A 17,949-nucleotide genomic window follows, 5' to 3' on the forward strand; every position below is an offset into this window, starting at 1 on the left:
CCTGCCTCTGTGGTCGGGTCAGCCCTTGAGCAGCTGGCGGGCCATGACGATGCGCTGCACCTGGTTGGTGCCTTCGTAGATCTGGGTGATCTTGGCGTCGCGCATCATCCGCTCGAGCGGGAAGTCACGGGTGTAGCCGGCGCCGCCGAGGAGCTGGACGGCGTCGGTCGTCACCTTCATCGCGACGTCGGAGGCGTAGCACTTCGCGGCCGCGCCGAAGAAGGGCAGGTCGGCGTCGCCGCGCTCGGACTTCGCGGCGGCGACGTAGACCATCTGCCGCGCGGCCTCGAGCTCCATCGCCATGTCGGCGAGCATGAACTGGATGCCCTGGAAGTCGGCGATGTGCTTGCCGAACTGCTTGCGCTCCTTGACGTATGCCGTGGCCTGCTCGAGGGCGCCCTGGGCGATGCCGACCGCCTGGGCGCCGATGGTGACGCGGGTGTGGTCGAGCGTGCGCAGCGCGATCTTGAGGCCCTCGCCGGGCGCGCCGACGATCCGGTCGCCGGGGATGCGGACGTTGTCGAAGATCAGCTCACGGGTGGGGCTGCCCTTGATGCCGAGCTTGCGCTCCTTCTCGCCGAAGGAGAAGCCCTCGTCGGACTTCTCGACGACGAACGCGGTGATGTTGTTGCCGCGGGCGCCGTCGGGGTCGGTGACGGCGAGGACCGTGTAGTACTCCGAGACACCGGCGTTGGTGATCCACGACTTCTGCCCGGTGAGGACCCAGTCGTCACCGTCGGCCTTCGCGCGGCACTTCATCGCGGCGGTGTCGGAGCCGGCCTCGCGCTCGGACAGGCCGTAGGAGAAGCCGGCCTCGCCGCGGGCGAGCGGCGGGAGGTACTTCGCCTTGACCTCCTCGGAGCCGCCGAGGATGACGGGCATCGAGCCGAGCTTGTTGACCGCGGGGATGAGCGAGGAGCTCGCGCAGACGCGGGCCACCTCCTCGATGACGATGCACGTCGCGAGCGCGTCGGCGCCGACGCCGTCGTACTCCTCCGGCACGTGGGGCGCGAAGAAGTCGGAGGCGACGAGTGCGTCGTGCGCCTCCTGCGGGTAGCGCGACTCCTCGTCGACCGCGGCCGCGAACGGCGCGATCCGGGCCTCGGCGATCTCGCGGACCGCCTCCCGGATCGCCTCGTGGTCCTCGTTGACCTGGAACAGGGGGAAGTCGGGGTTCGCACTCACGCCGCGAATCCTACCGACGCGTATGCCGTGTCCCCGCCGCCTCCGGTGTGGGTCCCGCCACTCGCCACTGGACCTCGGCCCGGCGTCCCCGGGCCCGACGCGGGCCGTTGTGGGCTCAGCGGTGGTCCCGCAGGGCCGGGATGACCTCGCGCTCGAAGAGCTCGACGCCGGAGAGGTCGTAGGCCGACTCGACGAAGTTCGTGATGGCGTAGGTCATCCCGAGGTCCTGCATGTCGGCGAGCGCGCTCGCGACCTGGTCCGGGGTGCCCACCGCTGTGCCCTTGCGGTAGTCGTTCATCGAACGCGCCACCGCCTCGTCGGGGACGCCGGCGCCGCGCAGGTGCGACTCGATCCACCGGAACCGCTCCTCGACCTCGCGCTCGTTACGCCCGATGACGACGTTGAAGTTCGACGACCGCACGATCGAGTCGAAGTCGCGGCCGACGTCGGCGCAGTGGCCCCTCAGGATCTCGCTCTTGTGCGCGAAGACGTCGGGCTGCCCGAGGAAGTTCGTGTAGTCGGCGTACTCCGCCGCGATCCGCAGCGTCTTGCGCTCGCCGCCGCCGGCCACCCACATCGGGATGCCGTTGCGCTCCGAGCCCTCGAACGCCGTGCCCTGGAGCGGCCTCGGGAAGCACATCGCCCCGTCGACCTGGTAGTGCTCGCCGGCGAGGGTCGCCGTGCCGGTCGTCCACATCTGCTGCATGATCTCGACGCCCTCGCGCAGCCGGGCAAGGCGCTCGCCGGCGCCCGGGAAGCCGTAGCCGTAGGCGCGCCACTCGTGCTCGTACCACCCGGCGCCGATCCCCATCTCGAGCCGGCCCTCGGAGATGACGTCGACGGTCGCCGCGACCTTGGCGAGGTAGGCCGGGTTGCGGTAGCTCATGCACGTGCACATCTGCCCGATCCGGACGCGTCCGGTGACGCCGGCGAAGGCGGCCATGAGCGACCACGCCTCGTGCACGGCCTCCTGCGTCGGGTGCGGCACCGGGTGGAAGTGGTCGAAGACCCAGATCGACTCCCAGTCCCGGATGCCGTCGGCCCGCCGGGCGAGACCGGCCATGACGCCCCAGTGCTGGTCGGGGTCGATGCCGACGAGGTCGTGACGCCAGCCCTGCGGGACGAAGATGCCGAATCTCATGCCCCCACCCAACCCGCACACCCCGTCCTCCGCAAGCCCGTCCGCGGGGCATGATGCAGTGGTGACGCTTCGACACCGCAACGACCCCGACACGATCCGCGAGCTCCTCAACGACCCCGGCACCTGGGTGGTCGTGGGACTGAGCACCAACCGGCAGCGGCCGGCATACGGCGTGGCCCAGTGGCTCAAGCACGAGCTGCACAAGGGGATCATCCCGGTCCACCCCAAGGCCGAGACCGTGCACGCCGAGCAGGGCTACGCGAGCCTCGCCGACATCCCGGACCAGGACGTCAAGGTCATCGACTGCTTCGTCAACTCCGACCACGTCGGTGCGGTCGTCGACCAGGCCATCGAGCACAAGGACCGGCTGCAGATCGACGCGATCTGGATGCAGCAGGGCGTCGTCGACACCGCTGCCGCCGAGCGGGCCCGCAAGGCCGGACTCGAGGTCGTCATGGACACGTGCCCGCGCATCGAGTGGCCGCGGGTGAGGGGCGAGGGCTCCGCCCGCTAAGTCGCAGCAGGTCGGGGTCAGGCGCGGCGGCGCTCGCGCAGGGCGGCGCCCTTGGCGTGCGCCTCGTCGCGCAGCGTGGTGCGGAACTCGCCCATCGCGGCACGGATCCGGGCTGCCTCCTCGCCCTGGCCGGCGCCGAGGATGCGCGCCGCGAGCAGCCCGGCGTTGCGGGCCCCGCCCACCGAGACAGTGGCGACCGGCACGCCGCCGGGCATCTGGACGATCGAGAGCAGCGAGTCCATGCCGTCGAGGTACTTCAGCGGCACCGGCACGCCGATGACCGGCAGCGACGTGACCGAGGCGAGCATGCCGGGCAGGTGGGCCGCTCCCCCGGCGCCGGCGATGATGACGCGCAGCCCGCGCTCCTCCGCCTGCTGGCCGTAGGCGACCATCTCGTCGGGCATGCGGTGGGCCGAGACGACGTCGACCTCGTGGGCGATGCCGAAGTCGTCGAGGGCCGTGGACGCGGCCTCCATCACGGGCCAGTCGCTGTCGCTGCCCATGACGACGCCGACGACCGGCGGCCCTGCGGCGCTGCTGCTCATGCTCGTCATTCTGTGATCGCTCCCTCGATGTAGTCGGCCGCGTGCCGCGCCCGCTCGCGCAGGTCGGCGAGGTCGTCGCCGCTGACGTTGACGTGCCCGATCTTGCGACCCGGCCGGACCCCCTTGCCGTAGAGGTGCGCCTTGACCTCGGGGTCGCGTGCCATGACATGACGGTATGCCGGGTAGAGCTCGGTGTGGTGCCCGCCGAGGACGTTGCCCATGACGGTCCAGCGGTGCCGCGGGCGCGGCGAGCCCAGCGGCAGGTCGAGGACGGCGCGCAGGTGCTGCTCGAACTGGCCGGTGACCGCGCCGTCCATCGACCAGTGGCCGCTGTTGTGCGGGCGCATCGCGAGCTCGTTGACGACGAACTCGCCGCCCGGCAGCTCGAACATCTCGACGGCGAGGACGCCGGTGACGCCGAGCTCGCCGGCCACGCGCAGGCCAGCCTCCGTGGCCCGCGCCGCCAGGTCGTCGTCGAGGTGGGGGGCCGGGGCGATGACCTCTGTGCAGATGCCGTCTGTCTGCACGGTTTCGACGACCGGCCACGCCGCGGCCTGGCCTGAGGGGCTGCGGGCGAGGAGGACGGCGATCTCGCGGGTGAAGGGGACCTTCTCCTCGAGGAGCAGCGGCGAGTCCTCGCCGGCGGCACGCTCCAGCCAGTCGGTGAGCTCGTCGGCGGACCCGACGACGCGCACGCCCTTGCCGTCGTAGCCACCGCGTGGGGTCTTGGCGACGACGGGCCAGCCGACCTCGTCGCCGAACGCGGCCACCTCCTCGACGGTGGTCGCCGCGGCCCAGCGCGGGCACGGCACGCCCAGCTCGGTGAGGCGGGCGCGCATCTCGAGCTTGTCCTGCGCGAAGACGAGCGCCTCGGGGCTCGGGTGCATCACCGTGCCGGCGTCGGCGAGTGCCGACAGCACGTCGGCGGGGACGTGCTCGTGGTCGAAGGTGACGACGTCGCACTCAGCGGCGAAGGCGAGCACGGCCTCGGCGTCGTCGTGCGCGCCGACCGGGGCCGAGGGGATGACGAGCGCCGCGCTGGCGTCGGGTGCCTCGGCGAGCACGCTGAGGGTGATGCCGAGCTCGGCCGCGGGCGCCGCGCACATCCGCGCGAGCTGCCCACCGCCGATGATGCCGACGACGGGGAATCCTCCGGGGGCGCGCAGCGGGGCAGTCACCCCGGGAGGATATCGGCGCGTGGTGGGCGGACGGCATACGGGACCGGGTTCGGCGGCTACGCTCGGCCGGTGACGTCCACGACCCCCGGTGGGGGGCTCCTCGACCGGCTCCGCGGAGCCATCGACGTCCTCTACCGAGAGGCGATCAAGTTCGGCGTCATCGGCCTGCTCGCGTTCGTCATCGACATGGGCACCTTCAACGTCCTGCGCCGCACCCTCCTCGAGGAGAAGCCGACGGCGGCGGTCATCGTCTCGGCGTCGGTCGCGACGGCGTTCGCGTGGGTCGGCAACCGCACGTGGACCTTCCGGCACCGGCGCAACCGGCCCGCGCACCACGAGGCCGCACTCTTCGCCGGCACCAACGGCGTCGCGCTCGTCATCCAGGCGGCGGCGATCGCGTTCGTCCACTACGTCCTCGAGCTCGACTCGCTCACGGCCGACAACATCACCAAGGTCGTCGCCATCGGGCTGGGGACGCTCTTCCGATTCTGGGCCTACCGCAAGTTCGTCTTCTCCGGTGAGCCGATCGACGAGGACACGTCGCCGCTCGCCGAGCTGCGCCACCACGACCGCTGACGCGGCTGAGGTCAGTCGGCCTCGGAGAGGAACACGGCGAAGACGGCCGGCTGGGTGCTCACGAGCTCGAGCCGGCCGCCGTTGTCCTCGGCGAGGTCGCGCGCGAGGGTGAGGCCGAGGCCCGAGCCGGTCGACGACACGGAACGCTCGAAGATGTGCGGAGCGAGTCCGGGCGCGACGCCCTCGCCCTCGTCGCCTAGCTCGATGACGACCGAGGGTCCCGTGCGGCGCGCCGCGATGTCGACGGTGCCGCGACCGTGGGCGAGCGCGTTCTCGACGAGGGTCGAGAGGATCTGGGAGAGCGCCACCGGCGTCGCACGCACCCGCAGCCCGCGCTCGCCGTGGATGCGCATGCTCCGCTTCGAGGAGGCGAAGGCCGGCTGCCACTCGCGCTGGAGCGAGGCGAGGACGGCGTCGAGCGAGACGCTGGGGCGGGTCGGGTCGCTCACCCGGGTGCGGCCCATGAGGTCGTCGACGACCTTGCTCAGCCGCTCGACCTGCTCGATCGCGACCTGGGCCTCCTCCTGGACGACGCCGAGGTCGTCGGTCGAGGCGATCTCGTCGAGCCGCATGAGCAGGGCGGTGAGCGGGGTGCGCAGCTGGTGCGAGGCGTCGGCGGCGAAGTCACGCTCGGCGGCGAGGTTGCGGGTCACCTGGTGCGCGCTGCGTGAGAGGACGTCGCTGATCCGGTCGAGCTCGCCGATGCCCGAGTCGAGCGGCATGAACCGGGACTCACCCGCGCCGAGGCGCTCGGCCCGAGCGGCGAGCTCGGTGAGCGGGTCACCGAGGAGCCGGGCTCGTCGCTGCGCCACGAACCAGCCCGCGGCCAGCCCGAAGAGGACGAGCACGAGGACGAAGCCGGTGACGATGAGCACCCCGGGGGCGCCGGTCGTGCGCGAGACGACCTCGGAGCGACTCTCTGCGGGCGCGAGCGTCACGAGGATGCCGACGACGAGGATCGGGATGCCGAAGATCGCCAGGGCAGCGCCGACGGCGGCGAGCGTGGACCTCAGGAGGAGTCGACGCATCGAGCGTCATTCCCCCGCGGGGTCGAACCGGAAGCCGACACCCCGGATGGTGGTGATGTAGCGCGGCTGCATCGCGTCGTCGCCGAGCTTCTTGCGCAGCACCGAGATGTGCATGTCGAGGGTCTTGGTCGAGCCGTACCAGGCGGTCTCCCACACCTCGCGCATGAGCTGCTCGCGCGAGATGACCTTGCCCTGGTTGCGGGCGAGGACGCGCAGCAGCTCGTACTCCTTGGCGGTGAGCTGGATCTCCTCGCCGTGGAGGAAGACCCTGCGGGACTCGGTGTCGACCCGCACGTCGACGTCACCGGGAACCGGCGCCTCGGGGATGCCCCGCCGCAGGAGGGCGCGGGAGCGCGCGAGCAGCTCGGCGAGGCGGAAGGGCTTGGTGACGTAGTCGTCGGCGCCGGCGTCGAGGCCGACGACCGTGTCGACCTCGTCGGCGCGGGCGGTGAGGACGAGAACCGGCACGGTGTAGCCCTCACCACGGAGCCGGCGGCACACCTCGAGGCCGTCCATCGTCGGCAGGCCGAGGTCGAGGACGACGAGGTCGGGGTTGTCACGAGCGGCTTCGAGGGCCTCTCGCCCGTCGTTGCGGACCTCGACCTCGTAGCCCTCACGGCGCAGGGCCCGGGCGAGGGGTTCGGAGATCGCCGGGTCGTCCTCGGCGAGCAGCACACGGGTCATGCGGCGATGCTAGTGGTGGGACGCGGTTCACGCGTGGTGGTCCCAGGGGCGCGCGCGCCGCGCCCCCGTGGAGCGGGCCAGCTCGAAGGGCCGGACCTCTCCGATCCCGCGCAGGTGGCGCGGGCGCTGCTCGACCATCGAGAAGCCCGAGAGGGCGGCGAGGCGGCGCGCCACCTCGTCGTCGACGAAGACCCGGCCGGGTGGCGTCACCGCGGTGAGGCGGCTCGCGCGGTTGACCGTCGTGCCGAAGACGTCGCCCAGCCGGCTGATGACCTTGCCCGAGGCCATGCCGACCCGCACGTCGGGCAGCAGGGGATCCTCGGCCATCGAGTCGACGAGGTCGAGGCCGATCGCGGCGGCGGCGTCGGCCTCGGCGTGGACGAAGAGGACCTCGTCGCCCACGGTCTTGATGATCCGCCCGCCGTGCGTGGTCACGACGTCGCTGGCGAGCTCCTCGAAGCGCTGCACGAGCGTGCCCAGCTGGCGCTCGGTCATCCGTCGCACGAGCGTCGTGAAGGAGACGAGGTCGGCGAACCCGACGACGCGCAGCGGCGCGCTCGGGTCGTGGTCGGTGTCGCGTGCGTCCTCGAGCATGCGGGTGATCGCGGAGGTGAGGTGGCGCCGCCAGACATAGACCATGAGCGGCTCGAGCTGGTCGACGAGGTCGGCGAGCTGGGTGGCCGCGGCCTCGGCGACACCGCGCTCGGGGACGGCGCGGGCGTCCTTCTCCCCGATCTCGGCCTCCTGGTCGGCCGGGGTGAGGTACTCCGCGACGAGCTGGGTCTGCCACACGGCGAGGCGGTCGGAGGTGCGGGCGAAGGCCCGGGCCATCGAGAGCGCGAGGTCCTCGTCGAGGTCGTTGTCGCGCACGAGGTCGGAGACCCGGATGAGCGCCCCGAGGTCGGCCTCGGTGAACATCACCTCCTCGTCGTCGACGATCTGGAACCCCAGGGCGTGCCAGAGCTTGCGGGCCGACTGCACCGACACCGACGCCTCACGGCTGATCTCGCGTCGGCCCATCGTCGCGCGACGGCCGAGAAGGCGCTCCTCGATCTCGGCCTCGAGGTCGCGGGGCTGCTCGGGCACGTGGACCCTCCTCGGGGCTCGCGGGACTACCGGACGTGGACGACGTCACCGGCAGCCACGGCACGCGTGCCGGACCCCGTCGTCAGGGACAGTCTGCCGTCTGGGTCGACGTCGGTGGCGACACCCGCGATCTCCGACCCCGGCAGCAGCACCCGCACCTGCCGGCCCACGGTGTCGCACGCGGCGACGTAGGCCGAACGGACGGCATACGGGTCGGCTTCGAGGTTGCCCAGAAGCCTTGCGAGAGAACGAAGGTATGCCGTGAGCACGGCTTCTCGGCTGACTCCCGGCGCGCCGGCGAGACGGAGGGAGGTGGCGGTCTCCACCGGCAGGTCGGATCGCTCCTGGTCGATGTTGACGCCGGTGCCGACGACGACGCCGTGCGGTGTGAGCTCGGCGAGGATGCCCGCGACCTTGCGCGAGCCGTCCGCCGGGAGGAGGAGGTCGTTGGGCCACTTGAGGGCGACCTCGACCCCCGCCACGGACGTGAGGGCGTCGCGCAGGGCGAGGCCGACGACGAGCGGCACCCAGCCGAGCGGCGCGCGCGAGGGACGCGGCACGAGGACGCTCGCCGCGATGCTCGTGCCGGGCGTCGTCGTCCACGCCCGGTCGAGGCGGCCACGCCCCTCGGTCTGCTCCTCCGCGGTGACGACGCGCCACGGTCGCGGGTCGGCCGCGAGCACGGCGTTCGTCGACCCCACGCTGTCGCGGACGTCGGCCGGCAGCCACGGCGGGCCCGGTGTGATGAGGGACGCATCCATCGGACGGGAGGCAGCAGGAAGGGTCACGGGGTCAAGGCTAGAGTCGCCTGCATGGCGCAGACCGACACCCAGCCCATGGGCGGAACCGACCTCCCGGACGCCGACACGGGCATCGACATCCACACCACGGCCGGCAAGCTCGCCGACCTCAAGCGGCGCGTCGGTGAGGTCGCCCACGCCGGATCCGAGCGTGCGGTCGAGAAGCAGCACGCGCGTGGCAAGAAGACCGCCCGCGAGCGCCTCGAGATGCTGCTCGACGAGGGCTCGTTCGTCGAGATGGACAAGTACGCCCGGCACCGCTCGGTCGCCTTCGGCCAGGACGCGAACCGCCCCTACGGCGACGGCGTCGTCACCGGCTACGGCACGGTCGACGGGCGCACGGTCGCGGTCTTCGCGCAGGACTTCACCGTCTTCGGCGGCTCGCTCGGCGAGGTCTTCGGCGAGAAGATCACCAAGGTCATGGACTTCGCGATGAAGGTCGGCTGCCCCGTGGTCGGCCTCAACGACTCCGGTGGAGCCCGCATCCAGGAGGGCGTCGTCTCGCTCGGCCTCTACGGCGAGATCTTCCGGCGCAACGTCCACGCGTCGGGTGTCATCCCGCAGGTCTCGCTCATCATGGGCCCGTGCGCCGGCGGCGCGGTCTACTCCCCCGCCGTCACCGACTTCACGGTCATGGTCGACCAGACCTCACACATGTTCATCACCGGGCCCGACGTCATCAAGACCGTCACCGGCGAGGACGTGGGCTTCGAGGAGCTCGGCGGCGCGCGCACGCACAACTCGAAGTCCGGTGTCGCGCACTACATGGGGACCGACGAGGAGGACGCCGTCGAGTACGTCAAGGCGCTGCTGTCCTACCTGCCCTCCAACAACATGGAGGAGCCCCCGACCTTCGGCGACGAGGAGCTGTCGCTCGAGGTCAACGACACCGATCGCGCGCTCGACCACATCATCCCGGACAGCCCCAACCAGCCCTACGACATGCACCAGGTCATCGAGACCGTGCTCGACGAGGGCGAGTTCCTCGAGGTGGCGCCGCTCTTCGCGCCCAACATCATCTGCGGGTTCGGCCGGGTCGAGGGCCGCTCCGTCGGCGTCGTCGCCAACCAGCCGATGCAGTTCGCCGGCACGCTCGACATCGACGCCTCCGAGAAGGCCGCGCGCTTCGTGCGCACCTGCGACGCGTTCAACGTGCCGGTGCTGACCTTCGTCGACGTGCCGGGCTTCCTGCCGGGCACCGACCAGGAGTGGGACGGCATCATCCGCCGCGGCGCCAAGCTCATCTACGCCTACGCCGAGGCCACCGTCCCGCTCGTCACCGTCATCACCCGCAAGGCCTACGGCGGTGCCTACGACGTCATGGGCTCCAAGCACCTCGGTGCCGACATCAACCTCGCGTGGCCGACCGCGCAGATCGCCGTCATGGGCGCGCAGGGCGCGGTCAACATCCTCTACCGCAAGCAGCTCGCAGCCGCCGCCGAGCGCGGTGACGACGTCGACGCGGCCCGCCAGAAGTTCATCACCGAGTACGAGGACACGCTCGCCAACCCCTACGTCGCGGCCGAGCGCGGCTACATCGACACCGTCATCACGCCGTCGAACACCCGGATGAACGTCACCAAGGCGCTGCGGGCGCTGCGCACCAAGCGCGAGACCCTGCCGCCGAAGAAGCACGGAAACATTCCCCTATGACCTCTTCGCAGGCTCAGAGCTCAGGGGGACCCGGCGCTCTGATGATGTCGCAGTCCGAGCAGGAGCAGCCTGTCGAGGCCGTCACGACCGGCGCGCCCGTCATCGAGGTCGTCGGTGACGCGACGCCGGAGCAGGTCGCCGCGCTCGTCGCGGTCCTCTCGGCAGCGGCGGGCGCCGCGGTCACGGAGGCGCCGGCACGGCATACGTCCGCGTGGTCGTCACCGGCCGGTCTCGTGCGCCGCCCCGTGGCTCCCGGCCCCGGCGCCTGGTCGCGCTCGCTCCGCGCATAACTCGCCAATTCCTCGGGTTCGGCACGCCCGGGAGCGCGCCCACCCTGCCGTGCACAACTCGCCAATTCCTCGGGTCCGGCACGCCCGGAGGTGCCCCCATCCTGCCGTGCACAACTCGCCAATTCCTCCCGTTCCGCACACACAACCCGTATGCCGGGCGCTCCCCTACGCCGTCCGGCGGGCGTGCTTCCGGGCGAGTTCGGCGTGCCCGGCCGGCGGCAACACCGCTCCGTCGAGCATGGCCTGCGCCAGCTCGCGGTCACCCATCCAGGCCCGGAAGGCCATGGGCACCGTGAAGCCGTGCCCCGGACGCCAGAGCACCTGGATCTCGTCGCCGGGACGGATCGTGCCGGGTTGGGTCACGGACAGGTAGGCGCCCGTCCGCCCCCGGGCCGTGAACGCCTTGACCCACCCGCGCTCACCCATGTGCGCCGAGAAGGTCGCGCAGGGAACGCGCGGCGCCGTCACGGTGAGCACCACCGAGCGCCCCACCCGCCACTGCTCGCCGATGACCGCGGCGTCGACATCAAAGCCGGCTGTCGTGAGGTTCTCGCCGAACATCCCCGATCCGAGGTCCCGGCCGAGGTCCAGCCCCCACCAGTCGAGCTCCTCACGCGCGAACGCGTACACGGCCTGGTCGCTGCCGCCGTGGTGCCTGCGGTTCATCACCGCGTCGCCCTCGACACCGCTGCCGCCGCGGCCCTTCGGGCCCGGATCGGCGACGTGGATCTCGTCGGCGGGGCGCTTGTCGATGCCCGTGGGCCGCTTGATGATTCCGTCCCTCGGCTGTCCGACGTTGACCGAGAGCACATGCGCTGACATGCCCCGCATCCTAGGCACGCTGTGGATAACTCCGCCTCGATGTGGCGCTCGTTCGGCACAGTCGGCCCATGTCCGACTTCGACCCGCGGCGTCCGTTCCGTACGGACTGGGCCCTGACGGCTGGGGTGACACGACGTGAGCTGGCGGGGCCGGCATACCGGCAGCTCTTCCGGGGCATCCACATCGATGCCTCGGTCCCCGACACCCTGGTCGTGCGTGCCCGTGCCGCGCTCCTTCGCGCTCCCGAGCACGCGCTGCTGAGTCACGACACCGCGGCTCAGCTGTGGGTGCCGTCGTGGCCGAGCTCGAGCGACGTTCATCTGGCCTTCAGTCGCAGCGTCAAGACGATCGGGGACGGCATCCGCACCCATCGCTTCCGCTATCCCATGGAGCGGTGGCACAGGCACGGGATGCCGACCACGGGGCCCGCGATGACGTTCATCCACCTCGCCGTGCGGCTGGATCTCATCGAGCTGGTGTCCTTCGGTGACCGGCTGGTGGCACGTGAGGCGATCTCCACCGTCGACCTCGTCGCCGCCGCGGAGGCATGGCAGGGGCATGGGCGCCGCGCTGCGATCACCGCTGCGGGACTGGTCCGGGAGCGATCGGAGTCGGTGCCCGAGACGCAGTCGCGGCTGCTCATGGTGTTGGCCGGGCTGCCCGAGCCCGTCTGCAACCACCCCTTCCTCGTCGACGGCGTGGAGCGCTTCCGACTCGACCTTGCCTGGGTGGGGGTCAAGGTGGCCCTCGAGTATGACGGGCGGTGGCACGAGGATCCGGAGCAGCGCGAGAAGGACGAGCGTCGGCGGGCGGAGATGCGCGCGGACGGCTGGATCATCATCGTCATCAGGGCCCAGGACCTGTACGACGCGCCCGACTCGGTGGTGGACGAGGTCACCGCCGCGCTCCGCGGCCGCGGCTGGGACGTGCGGCCGAACCGGCGCTACCGGCGTTGGTTCCAGCCGCGTGGCCGGGTGGCCTGACGCCGTGCCGAACGGGAGGAATTAGTGAGTTGCGCACGGGAGGGGTCAGACGGCATACCGGCTCGTGGTGTACCGAACGGGAGGAATTGGTGAGTTGCGCACGGGAGGGGTCAGACGGCATACCGGCTCGTGGTGTACCGAACGGGAGGAATTGGTGAGTTGCGCACGGGAGGGGTCAGACGGCATACCGGCTCGTGGTGTACCGAACGGGAGGAATTGGTGAGTTGCGCACGGGTCGGGGCGGACGGCATACCGGCTGGTGGTGTACCGAACGGGAGGAATTGGTGAGTTGGGCGCGAGAGGGCCGGGGTAACGTCCGTCGGGTGACCGACTCCCCCACCACCGTCCAGCCCGGGACGCCCGCCCCGACGCGCACGCCCACCGCCGTCGACGCCGTCGCCGAGGCGCACTTCGACGCCGTCATGGAGAACAGCCCGATCGAGGCGACCTACCTCGGTGTCGACGTGCGCCAGGACGAGCTCGACGACTTCTCGCCCGAGGGCTACCGCGCCCGGGCCGACCTCGCCCGCGCGACGCTCGCCCGGCTCGAGACGGTCGAGCCCGCCGACGACATCGACCGCGTGACCGTCGCCGCGATGCGTGAGCGCCTCAGGCTCGACGTCGACCTCCACGAGGCGGGGCTCGACCAGTGCGACCTCAACGTCATCGCCTCGCCGATGCAGTCGGTGCGCGACGTCCTCGACCTCATGCCGACCGACACGCAGGAGCAGTGGGCGACGATCACCCGCCGCCTCGGCGCGATCCCGCAGGCGCTCGAGCAGTGGCAGGGCTCGCTCCTCGCCTCGGTCGACGCCGACCCGGCCCGGATCTCGGCGCGCCGCCAGGTCGAGTCGTGCATGCTCCAGTGCGACGACCTCGTCGGCGACAAGGGCTTCTTCGCGACCTTCACCGCCCGGGCGCGGACGCAGGACGGCGAGCACCTGCCCGAAGCACTGGCCGCCGATCTCGCCGCCGCCGGGCGCCGCGCGGCCGACGCCTACGCCGAGCTCAAGACCTTCCTCGGCGACCAGATCCTCCCCCGCGCCCGCGTGGAGGACGCCGTGGGGCGCGAGCACTACGAGCTCGCCAGCCGGCACTTCCTCGGCGCCACGGTCGACCTCGAGGAGACCTACGCCTGGGGCCAGGAGGAGACCGCGCGCATCGCCGCGGAGATGCAGCGCACCGCCGAGCGCATCCTCCCCAGGTCGACCGTCAAGGAGGCCATGGCCCACCTCCACGAGGACCCGGCCTACCGCCTCCACGGCACGGACGCCCTCCAGGCCTGGATGCAGACCAAGGCCGACGAGGTCATGGACCTGCTGGACGGCACCCACTTCGACATCCCCGGGCCGGTCCGCACCATCGAGTGCCGGATCGCGCCGACCCAGACCGGCGGCATCTACTACACCGGCCCCAGCGAGGACTTCACCCGCCCGGGCCGCATGTGGTGGTCGGTGCCCAAGGGCGTCGAGACCTTCGGCACGTGGGCCGAGCTGAGCACCGTCTACCACGAGGGTGTCCCCGGCCATCACCTCCAGGTCGCGCAGACGACCTACCGCGCGGAGCTGCTCAACCGCTGGCGCCGGATGCTCTGCTGGGTGAGCGGTCACGGCGAGGGCTGGGCGCTCTATGCCGAGCGCCTCATGGTGGAGCTCGGCTTCATGGACGACCCGGGCAACTACCTCGGCTTCCTCGACGCGCAGTCGCTGCGCGCCGCCCGCGTCGTCCTCGACATCGGCATCCACTGCGGCTTCGAGGCGCCCGCGGAGGTCGGCGGCGGCGACTGGACCTACGACAAGGCGTGGGAGTTCCTCTCGGCGCACGCCGGCAACGACGAGGCCTCCCTGCGCTTCGAGCTCGACCGCTACCTCGGCTGGCCCGGTCAGGCCCCGAGCTACAAGATCGGCGAGCGCATCTGGATGCAGCTGCGCGACGAGACCGCAGCCGCGCAGGGCGACGCCTTCGACCCCAAGGCGTTCCACCGCCGGGCGCTCGACGTCGGCTCGGTCGGGCTCGACGTCCTCGTCGAGGCCATGCGCGCCTGACGCTCGGGACAACCGATACGACGCAGGTATGCCGTCCGCCCACTCGGGCGGACGGCATACCTCTGTCTGTCAGACGCGTTGCGGGCGAGGCATGCTCACCAGATCGCCCAGCAGCCGTTGACCTGTGGGAGCCCGGCGAAGCGGGCCTCGAAGAACGCGTAGCTCTCGGCCGACGACGGGGCGACGCCGCCGACGTGGAGCGGGACGACATTGGTGGAGAGCCGGACGTTGGCACCCTTCTCACACCAGTCCTTGGCGAGCTGGCGGCCCACGGCGTAGGGGATGACGTCGTCCAGCCCCGAGTGCGAGACGAGCACGGGCACGGCCGGCTTGATCCGGCCGATCCGGCTGTCGGCGACGATCGACGCGAAGGGTTCCTCGGCGAGGTAGGCCGTGAGCGGGCGGCCGTCACGGGTGAGGGTGCTCGACTTCTGGAAGGCGGCCGTGGCGAGGTCGAAGACGCAGTGGTTCTCGGTCGCCGCTGCGACGGCCCGGCCCCTGTCGTTGAGGTAGTCGTCGATGTCGACGCCGTAGCCCGCCGAGAGACCGAGGAGGGCGAAGTTGAGGAACTCGGCATAGAGGCTGCCGTCGAGGTTGGCCGCGACCCTGGTGAGGTCCGCAGGTGGGGCGCCGGCCAGCGCTCCCTTGACGCGGAGCTCGGGCGCATAGGCCGGCGCGAGCTCGGCGGCCGCGGCGGTCGCACCGCCGCCCTGCGAGTAGCCGTAGAGCCCGACCGGCGTCGACGCCGTGAGCGAGGTCCCGCTGCGGCGCAGGGCCGCCCGCGCGATGTCGAGGACGGCGCGGGCCTGCGCGACCCGGTTGACGTAGGTGTGCGTGCCCGGGGTGCCGAGGCCCTGGTAGTCGGTGAGCGCCACGGCGTAGCCGCGCACGAGGTAGCCCTTGAGGAGGTAGTGCTCGTACTCCGTGAGCGTCTCGGCCATCTGCCGCGACGGGGCACAGCGGTCGCCCATGCCCTGGGTGCCGACGGCATAGCTGATGAGGGGACGTGCACCGAGGCCGACCCACGGCGTCCTCGGCTCGAAGACGGTCCCGGTCACGGCGATGGGTCGGTCGAGCCGGTCGCGGGAGGAGTACATGACGCGCGTGGCGCTGAGGCTGACGTCCGAGAGCCCGAGCGGGTCGAGAAGGAAGGTCGCCGGCTCGGTGCGGATCACCGTTCCCGGCGCTCCCGGCACGGTCGCCGGCGGCTCGTAGAACGCCGGCCGTGCCGGTTCGGGCGTGTCCGTCACCGTCGTGGCACCGGCGGTGCCGGGCACCGAGTCCGGGCCGGCGGAGGCCGGCGCCGCGAGGGCGGCGAGCAGCCCGAGGGCGGCGAGCGGGACGAGGGTCCGGCGGAACACGCGTGACGTCATTGTCAGCCTTCGTTCGGTGGGTGGCGTCGACCGGGACGGATACGCCTCCCGTGAAACTACCGAGGAGTAACCAGTGCCGCAACAGATGCGGACCCGGTCCGAGGCGGACGCGGCGTGGGGCCTGCCCCACAATGTGCGGGTGACCCTCGCCCTCACCCTCGTCGCGATCGCCGTCACGGTCATCGTCGTCGCGCGCCTCTGCGCCCCGGTCGGCCTGCCCTCCCCGATCGCTCTCCTGCTCGTCGGACTCGTCGCCTCGGTGCTGCCCTTCGTGCCCGAGGTGTCGCTGGAGCCAGACGTCGTCCTCCTCGGCCTGCTGCCGCCGCTGCTGTATGCCGCCGCGCGCGGCACGTCGCTCGTCGACATCCGCGCCAACCGCCGCGCGATCCTCGGACTCTCCGTGGGCCTCGTCCTCTTCACGACCTTCGGCGTCGCCCTCGTCGCGTGGTGGCTGCTGCCCATCCCCTTCGCCGTCGCCGTGGCGCTCGGCGCCATCGTCGCTCCCCCGGACGCGGTCGCCGCGACGGCCGTCGCTCGGGGCATCGGGCTGCCCCGACGGGTGACGACGATCCTCGAGGGCGAGTCGCTGCTCAACGACGCCACGGCCCTCGTCACGCTCCGCACGGCGATCGCGGCAGCGGGGCTGGCGACGTCACACCACGGGTTCGCGTCGCACGGCGAGGTGGGTGTCGGCTCCGTCGCCCGCGACTTCGGGCTCGCGGTCGTCGGCGGCGTCGGGGTGGGGTGGGTCGTCTTCGCCCTCATCGGGCTCATCCGCAAGCACCTCACCGAGGCGTCGTCGGACACCGCGCTGTCGTTCACGGCGCCCTTCCTCTCCTACCTGCCGGCGGAGCTGCTCGGGGCCAGCGGCGTCCTCGCCGTCGTGACGACCGGCCTGCTGCTCGCCCACAAGGCACCGGTGCTCCAGTCGGCGGCGTCACGGCTCAGTGAGAGCGTCAACTGGGCGAGCATCACCTTTCTGCTCGAGAACGCCGTCTTCCTCCTCATCGGGCTCCAGCTCTCGCGGCTCGTCCAGGACGTCGAGGCGAGCGAGATCTCGCTGGGCCGTGCGGCTGTCGTCGGCCTCGTCGTCCTCCTCGCGGTGCTCGTCCTGCGACCGCTCTGGATCTTCCCGTTCTCCTGGCTCGCCGGACGGCTGGGCTCGGCCGAGCGAGCACCGCTCGACGTGCCGAGCACGAGCGTCACCTCGTGGGCCGGAATGCGGGGCGTCGTCACGCTCGCTGCGGCCCTCACCCTGCCGGAGTCGACCGAGCACCGTCCCGCACTCGTCCTCATCGCCCTCATCGTCACCGTCGGCACACTCGCCCTGCAGTCCTCGACGCTGCCCATGCTCGCCCGGGCCCTCGACGTCCGCGGTCCGGACCCGCGCGAGGACGCCCTGCAGGAGGCGACCGTGGTCCGCGCGACGACCGGCGCCGGGCTCCGGGCGCTCGACGCCCAGCCCGACCTCGACCCCGACATCCAGCGCGACCTGCACGGCAGCGCGGAGCTGCGCGTCAACCGGATCTGGGAGCGGCTCGGCACGCTCGGCCCCCGGGACGCGGAGACGCCGAGCGAGATGAGGCGGCGGCTGCGCACCGTCATGCTCGAGGCCGAGCGAGCCGAGCTGCTCCGCATCCGCGACGAGGACGACGTCGACGTCGACCACGAGATCCTCTCGGGCGTGATGAACCAGCTCGACGCCGAGGAGGCCGCCCTGTCGTGGGGCTCGGCGAGGAGCGCTCGGCTCGGCCACGCCGAGCTGCGCGCACCGGACCAGGTCGCCACGGCCTGCGAGCACCTCGAGTCCGAAGCGGACTGCGCCGTGCCCAGCACCTCCGAGGGCTGCGTCGACTGCCTGCGCGAGGGCCTCACGTGGGTGCACCTGCGGATCTGCACGCGGTGCGGCAACGTCGGTTGCTGTGACTCCTCACCGGGCCAGCACGCGAGCCGTCACTTCGAGGCGACGGCGCACCCCGTCATGCGCTCGCTCGAGCCGGGCGAGGCCTGGCGCTGGTGCTTCGTCGACCAGGCGCTGGGCTGACC

At 71.7% G+C, this 17,949-nt stretch carries 17 protein-coding genes; 7 read left to right on the plus strand and 10 right to left on the minus strand.

The window, feature by feature from the left end; all coding sequences use genetic code 11:
* Nucleotides 1–18: 18 nt before the first annotated feature.
* Nucleotides 19–1,185 (minus strand): acyl-CoA dehydrogenase family protein, encoded by a 1,167-nt coding sequence (locus ACOJV7_RS16910; RefSeq protein WP_420191399.1) that lies wholly within the window; start codon nt 1,183–1,185, stop codon nt 19–21.
* A 115-nt stretch (nt 1,186–1,300) separates the two neighbouring features.
* Entirely contained in the window at nt 1,301–2,326 is a 1,026-nt protein-coding gene (locus ACOJV7_RS16915; RefSeq protein ID WP_420191400.1) for an LLM class F420-dependent oxidoreductase, read from the minus strand.
* Nucleotides 2,327–2,387: 61 nt separating this feature from the next.
* Here ACOJV7_RS16915 and ACOJV7_RS16920 point away from each other — a divergent pair, with 61 nt between their 5' ends.
* A complete protein-coding gene (locus ACOJV7_RS16920; protein WP_420191401.1) occupies nt 2,388–2,840 on the plus strand; it encodes a CoA-binding protein in 453 nt (150 codons plus the stop codon).
* Nucleotides 2,841–2,857: 17 nt separating this feature from the next.
* On the opposite strand, the gene purE is transcribed toward ACOJV7_RS16920, so the two are convergent.
* Together purE and ACOJV7_RS16930 are read right to left on the minus strand one after the other, a co-directional pair.
* On the minus strand, nt 2,858–3,385 hold the full coding sequence (gene purE / locus ACOJV7_RS16925) for a 5-(carboxyamino)imidazole ribonucleotide mutase (RefSeq protein WP_420191402.1): 528 nt from the start codon (nt 3,383–3,385) through the stop codon (nt 2,858–2,860).
* A 5-nt stretch (nt 3,386–3,390) separates the two neighbouring features.
* Nucleotides 3,391–4,563, minus strand: coding sequence for a 5-(carboxyamino)imidazole ribonucleotide synthase (locus tag ACOJV7_RS16930; protein ID WP_420191403.1), 1,173 nt, complete (start codon nt 4,561–4,563; stop codon nt 3,391–3,393).
* A gap of 69 nt (nt 4,564–4,632) precedes the next feature.
* Between ACOJV7_RS16930 and ACOJV7_RS16935 the strand changes: the two genes are divergently transcribed.
* Nucleotides 4,633–5,139, plus strand: a complete 507-nt coding sequence (locus ACOJV7_RS16935) for a GtrA family protein (protein WP_420191404.1) — start codon at nt 4,633–4,635, stop codon at nt 5,137–5,139.
* 11 nt (nt 5,140–5,150) lie between these two features.
* Here ACOJV7_RS16935 and ACOJV7_RS16940 read toward each other — a convergent pair whose 3' ends face one another.
* The 4 genes from ACOJV7_RS16940 to ACOJV7_RS16955 are packed head-to-tail and all read right to left on the minus strand — an operon-like array spanning nt 5,151 to nt 8,725.
* The gene (locus ACOJV7_RS16940) at nt 5,151–6,167 is read right to left on the minus strand and encodes a sensor histidine kinase (protein WP_420191405.1); all 1,017 of its coding nucleotides are present in this window, start codon (nt 6,165–6,167) and stop codon (nt 5,151–5,153) included.
* A gap of 6 nt (nt 6,168–6,173) precedes the next feature.
* On the minus strand, nt 6,174–6,851 hold the full coding sequence (locus tag ACOJV7_RS16945) for a response regulator transcription factor (protein ID WP_420191406.1): 678 nt from the start codon (nt 6,849–6,851) through the stop codon (nt 6,174–6,176).
* A gap of 27 nt (nt 6,852–6,878) precedes the next feature.
* The gene (locus ACOJV7_RS16950) at nt 6,879–7,937 is read right to left on the minus strand and encodes an adenylate/guanylate cyclase domain-containing protein (protein WP_420191407.1); all 1,059 of its coding nucleotides are present in this window, start codon (nt 7,935–7,937) and stop codon (nt 6,879–6,881) included.
* A 26-nt stretch (nt 7,938–7,963) separates the two neighbouring features.
* Nucleotides 7,964–8,725, minus strand: a complete 762-nt coding sequence (locus ACOJV7_RS16955; protein ID WP_420191408.1) for a biotin--[acetyl-CoA-carboxylase] ligase — start codon at nt 8,723–8,725, stop codon at nt 7,964–7,966.
* 24 nt (nt 8,726–8,749) lie between these two features.
* Here ACOJV7_RS16955 and ACOJV7_RS16960 point away from each other — a divergent pair, with 24 nt between their 5' ends.
* Nucleotides 8,750–10,390, plus strand: coding sequence for an acyl-CoA carboxylase subunit beta (locus ACOJV7_RS16960; protein WP_420191409.1), 1,641 nt, complete (start codon nt 8,750–8,752; stop codon nt 10,388–10,390).
* Nucleotides 10,387–10,680 (plus strand): acyl-CoA carboxylase epsilon subunit, encoded by a 294-nt coding sequence (locus ACOJV7_RS16965; RefSeq protein WP_420191410.1) that lies wholly within the window; start codon nt 10,387–10,389, stop codon nt 10,678–10,680. Before ACOJV7_RS16960 ends, ACOJV7_RS16965 begins: the two co-directional genes overlap by 4 nt.
* A 165-nt stretch (nt 10,681–10,845) precedes the next feature.
* Here ACOJV7_RS16965 and ACOJV7_RS16970 read toward each other — a convergent pair whose 3' ends face one another.
* On the minus strand, nt 10,846–11,502 hold the full coding sequence (locus ACOJV7_RS16970; protein WP_420191411.1) for an MOSC domain-containing protein: 657 nt from the start codon (nt 11,500–11,502) through the stop codon (nt 10,846–10,848).
* 68 nt (nt 11,503–11,570) lie between these two features.
* On the opposite strand from ACOJV7_RS16970, the gene ACOJV7_RS16975 reads away from it, so the two are divergent.
* Nucleotides 11,571–12,485 carry an endonuclease domain-containing protein gene (locus ACOJV7_RS16975; protein WP_420191412.1) on the plus strand — a complete coding sequence of 305 codons (915 nt, stop codon included), beginning with the start codon at nt 11,571–11,573 and terminating at the stop codon, nt 12,483–12,485.
* 422 nt (nt 12,486–12,907) lie between these two features.
* Nucleotides 12,908–14,530: a DUF885 domain-containing protein gene (locus ACOJV7_RS16980; RefSeq protein WP_420191552.1), complete on the plus strand. Its 1,623-nt coding sequence runs from the start codon at nt 12,908–12,910 to the stop codon at nt 14,528–14,530.
* A 95-nt stretch (nt 14,531–14,625) separates the two neighbouring features.
* On the opposite strand, the gene ACOJV7_RS16985 is transcribed toward ACOJV7_RS16980, so the two are convergent.
* A complete protein-coding gene (locus tag ACOJV7_RS16985) occupies nt 14,626–15,903 on the minus strand; it encodes a lipase family protein (protein ID WP_420191413.1) in 1,278 nt (425 codons plus the stop codon).
* Between the two features lie 139 nt (nt 15,904–16,042).
* On the opposite strand from ACOJV7_RS16985, the gene ACOJV7_RS16990 reads away from it, so the two are divergent.
* Nucleotides 16,043–17,947 carry a Na+/H+ antiporter gene (locus ACOJV7_RS16990; protein WP_420191414.1) on the plus strand — a complete coding sequence of 635 codons (1,905 nt, stop codon included), beginning with the start codon at nt 16,043–16,045 and terminating at the stop codon, nt 17,945–17,947.
* Nucleotides 17,948–17,949 lie beyond the last annotated feature (2 nt).

Origin of the sequence: Knoellia tibetensis (assembly GCF_048606415.1) — a bacterium.
Classification (GTDB): Bacteria; Actinomycetota; Actinomycetes; order Actinomycetales; family Dermatophilaceae; genus Knoellia; species Knoellia tibetensis.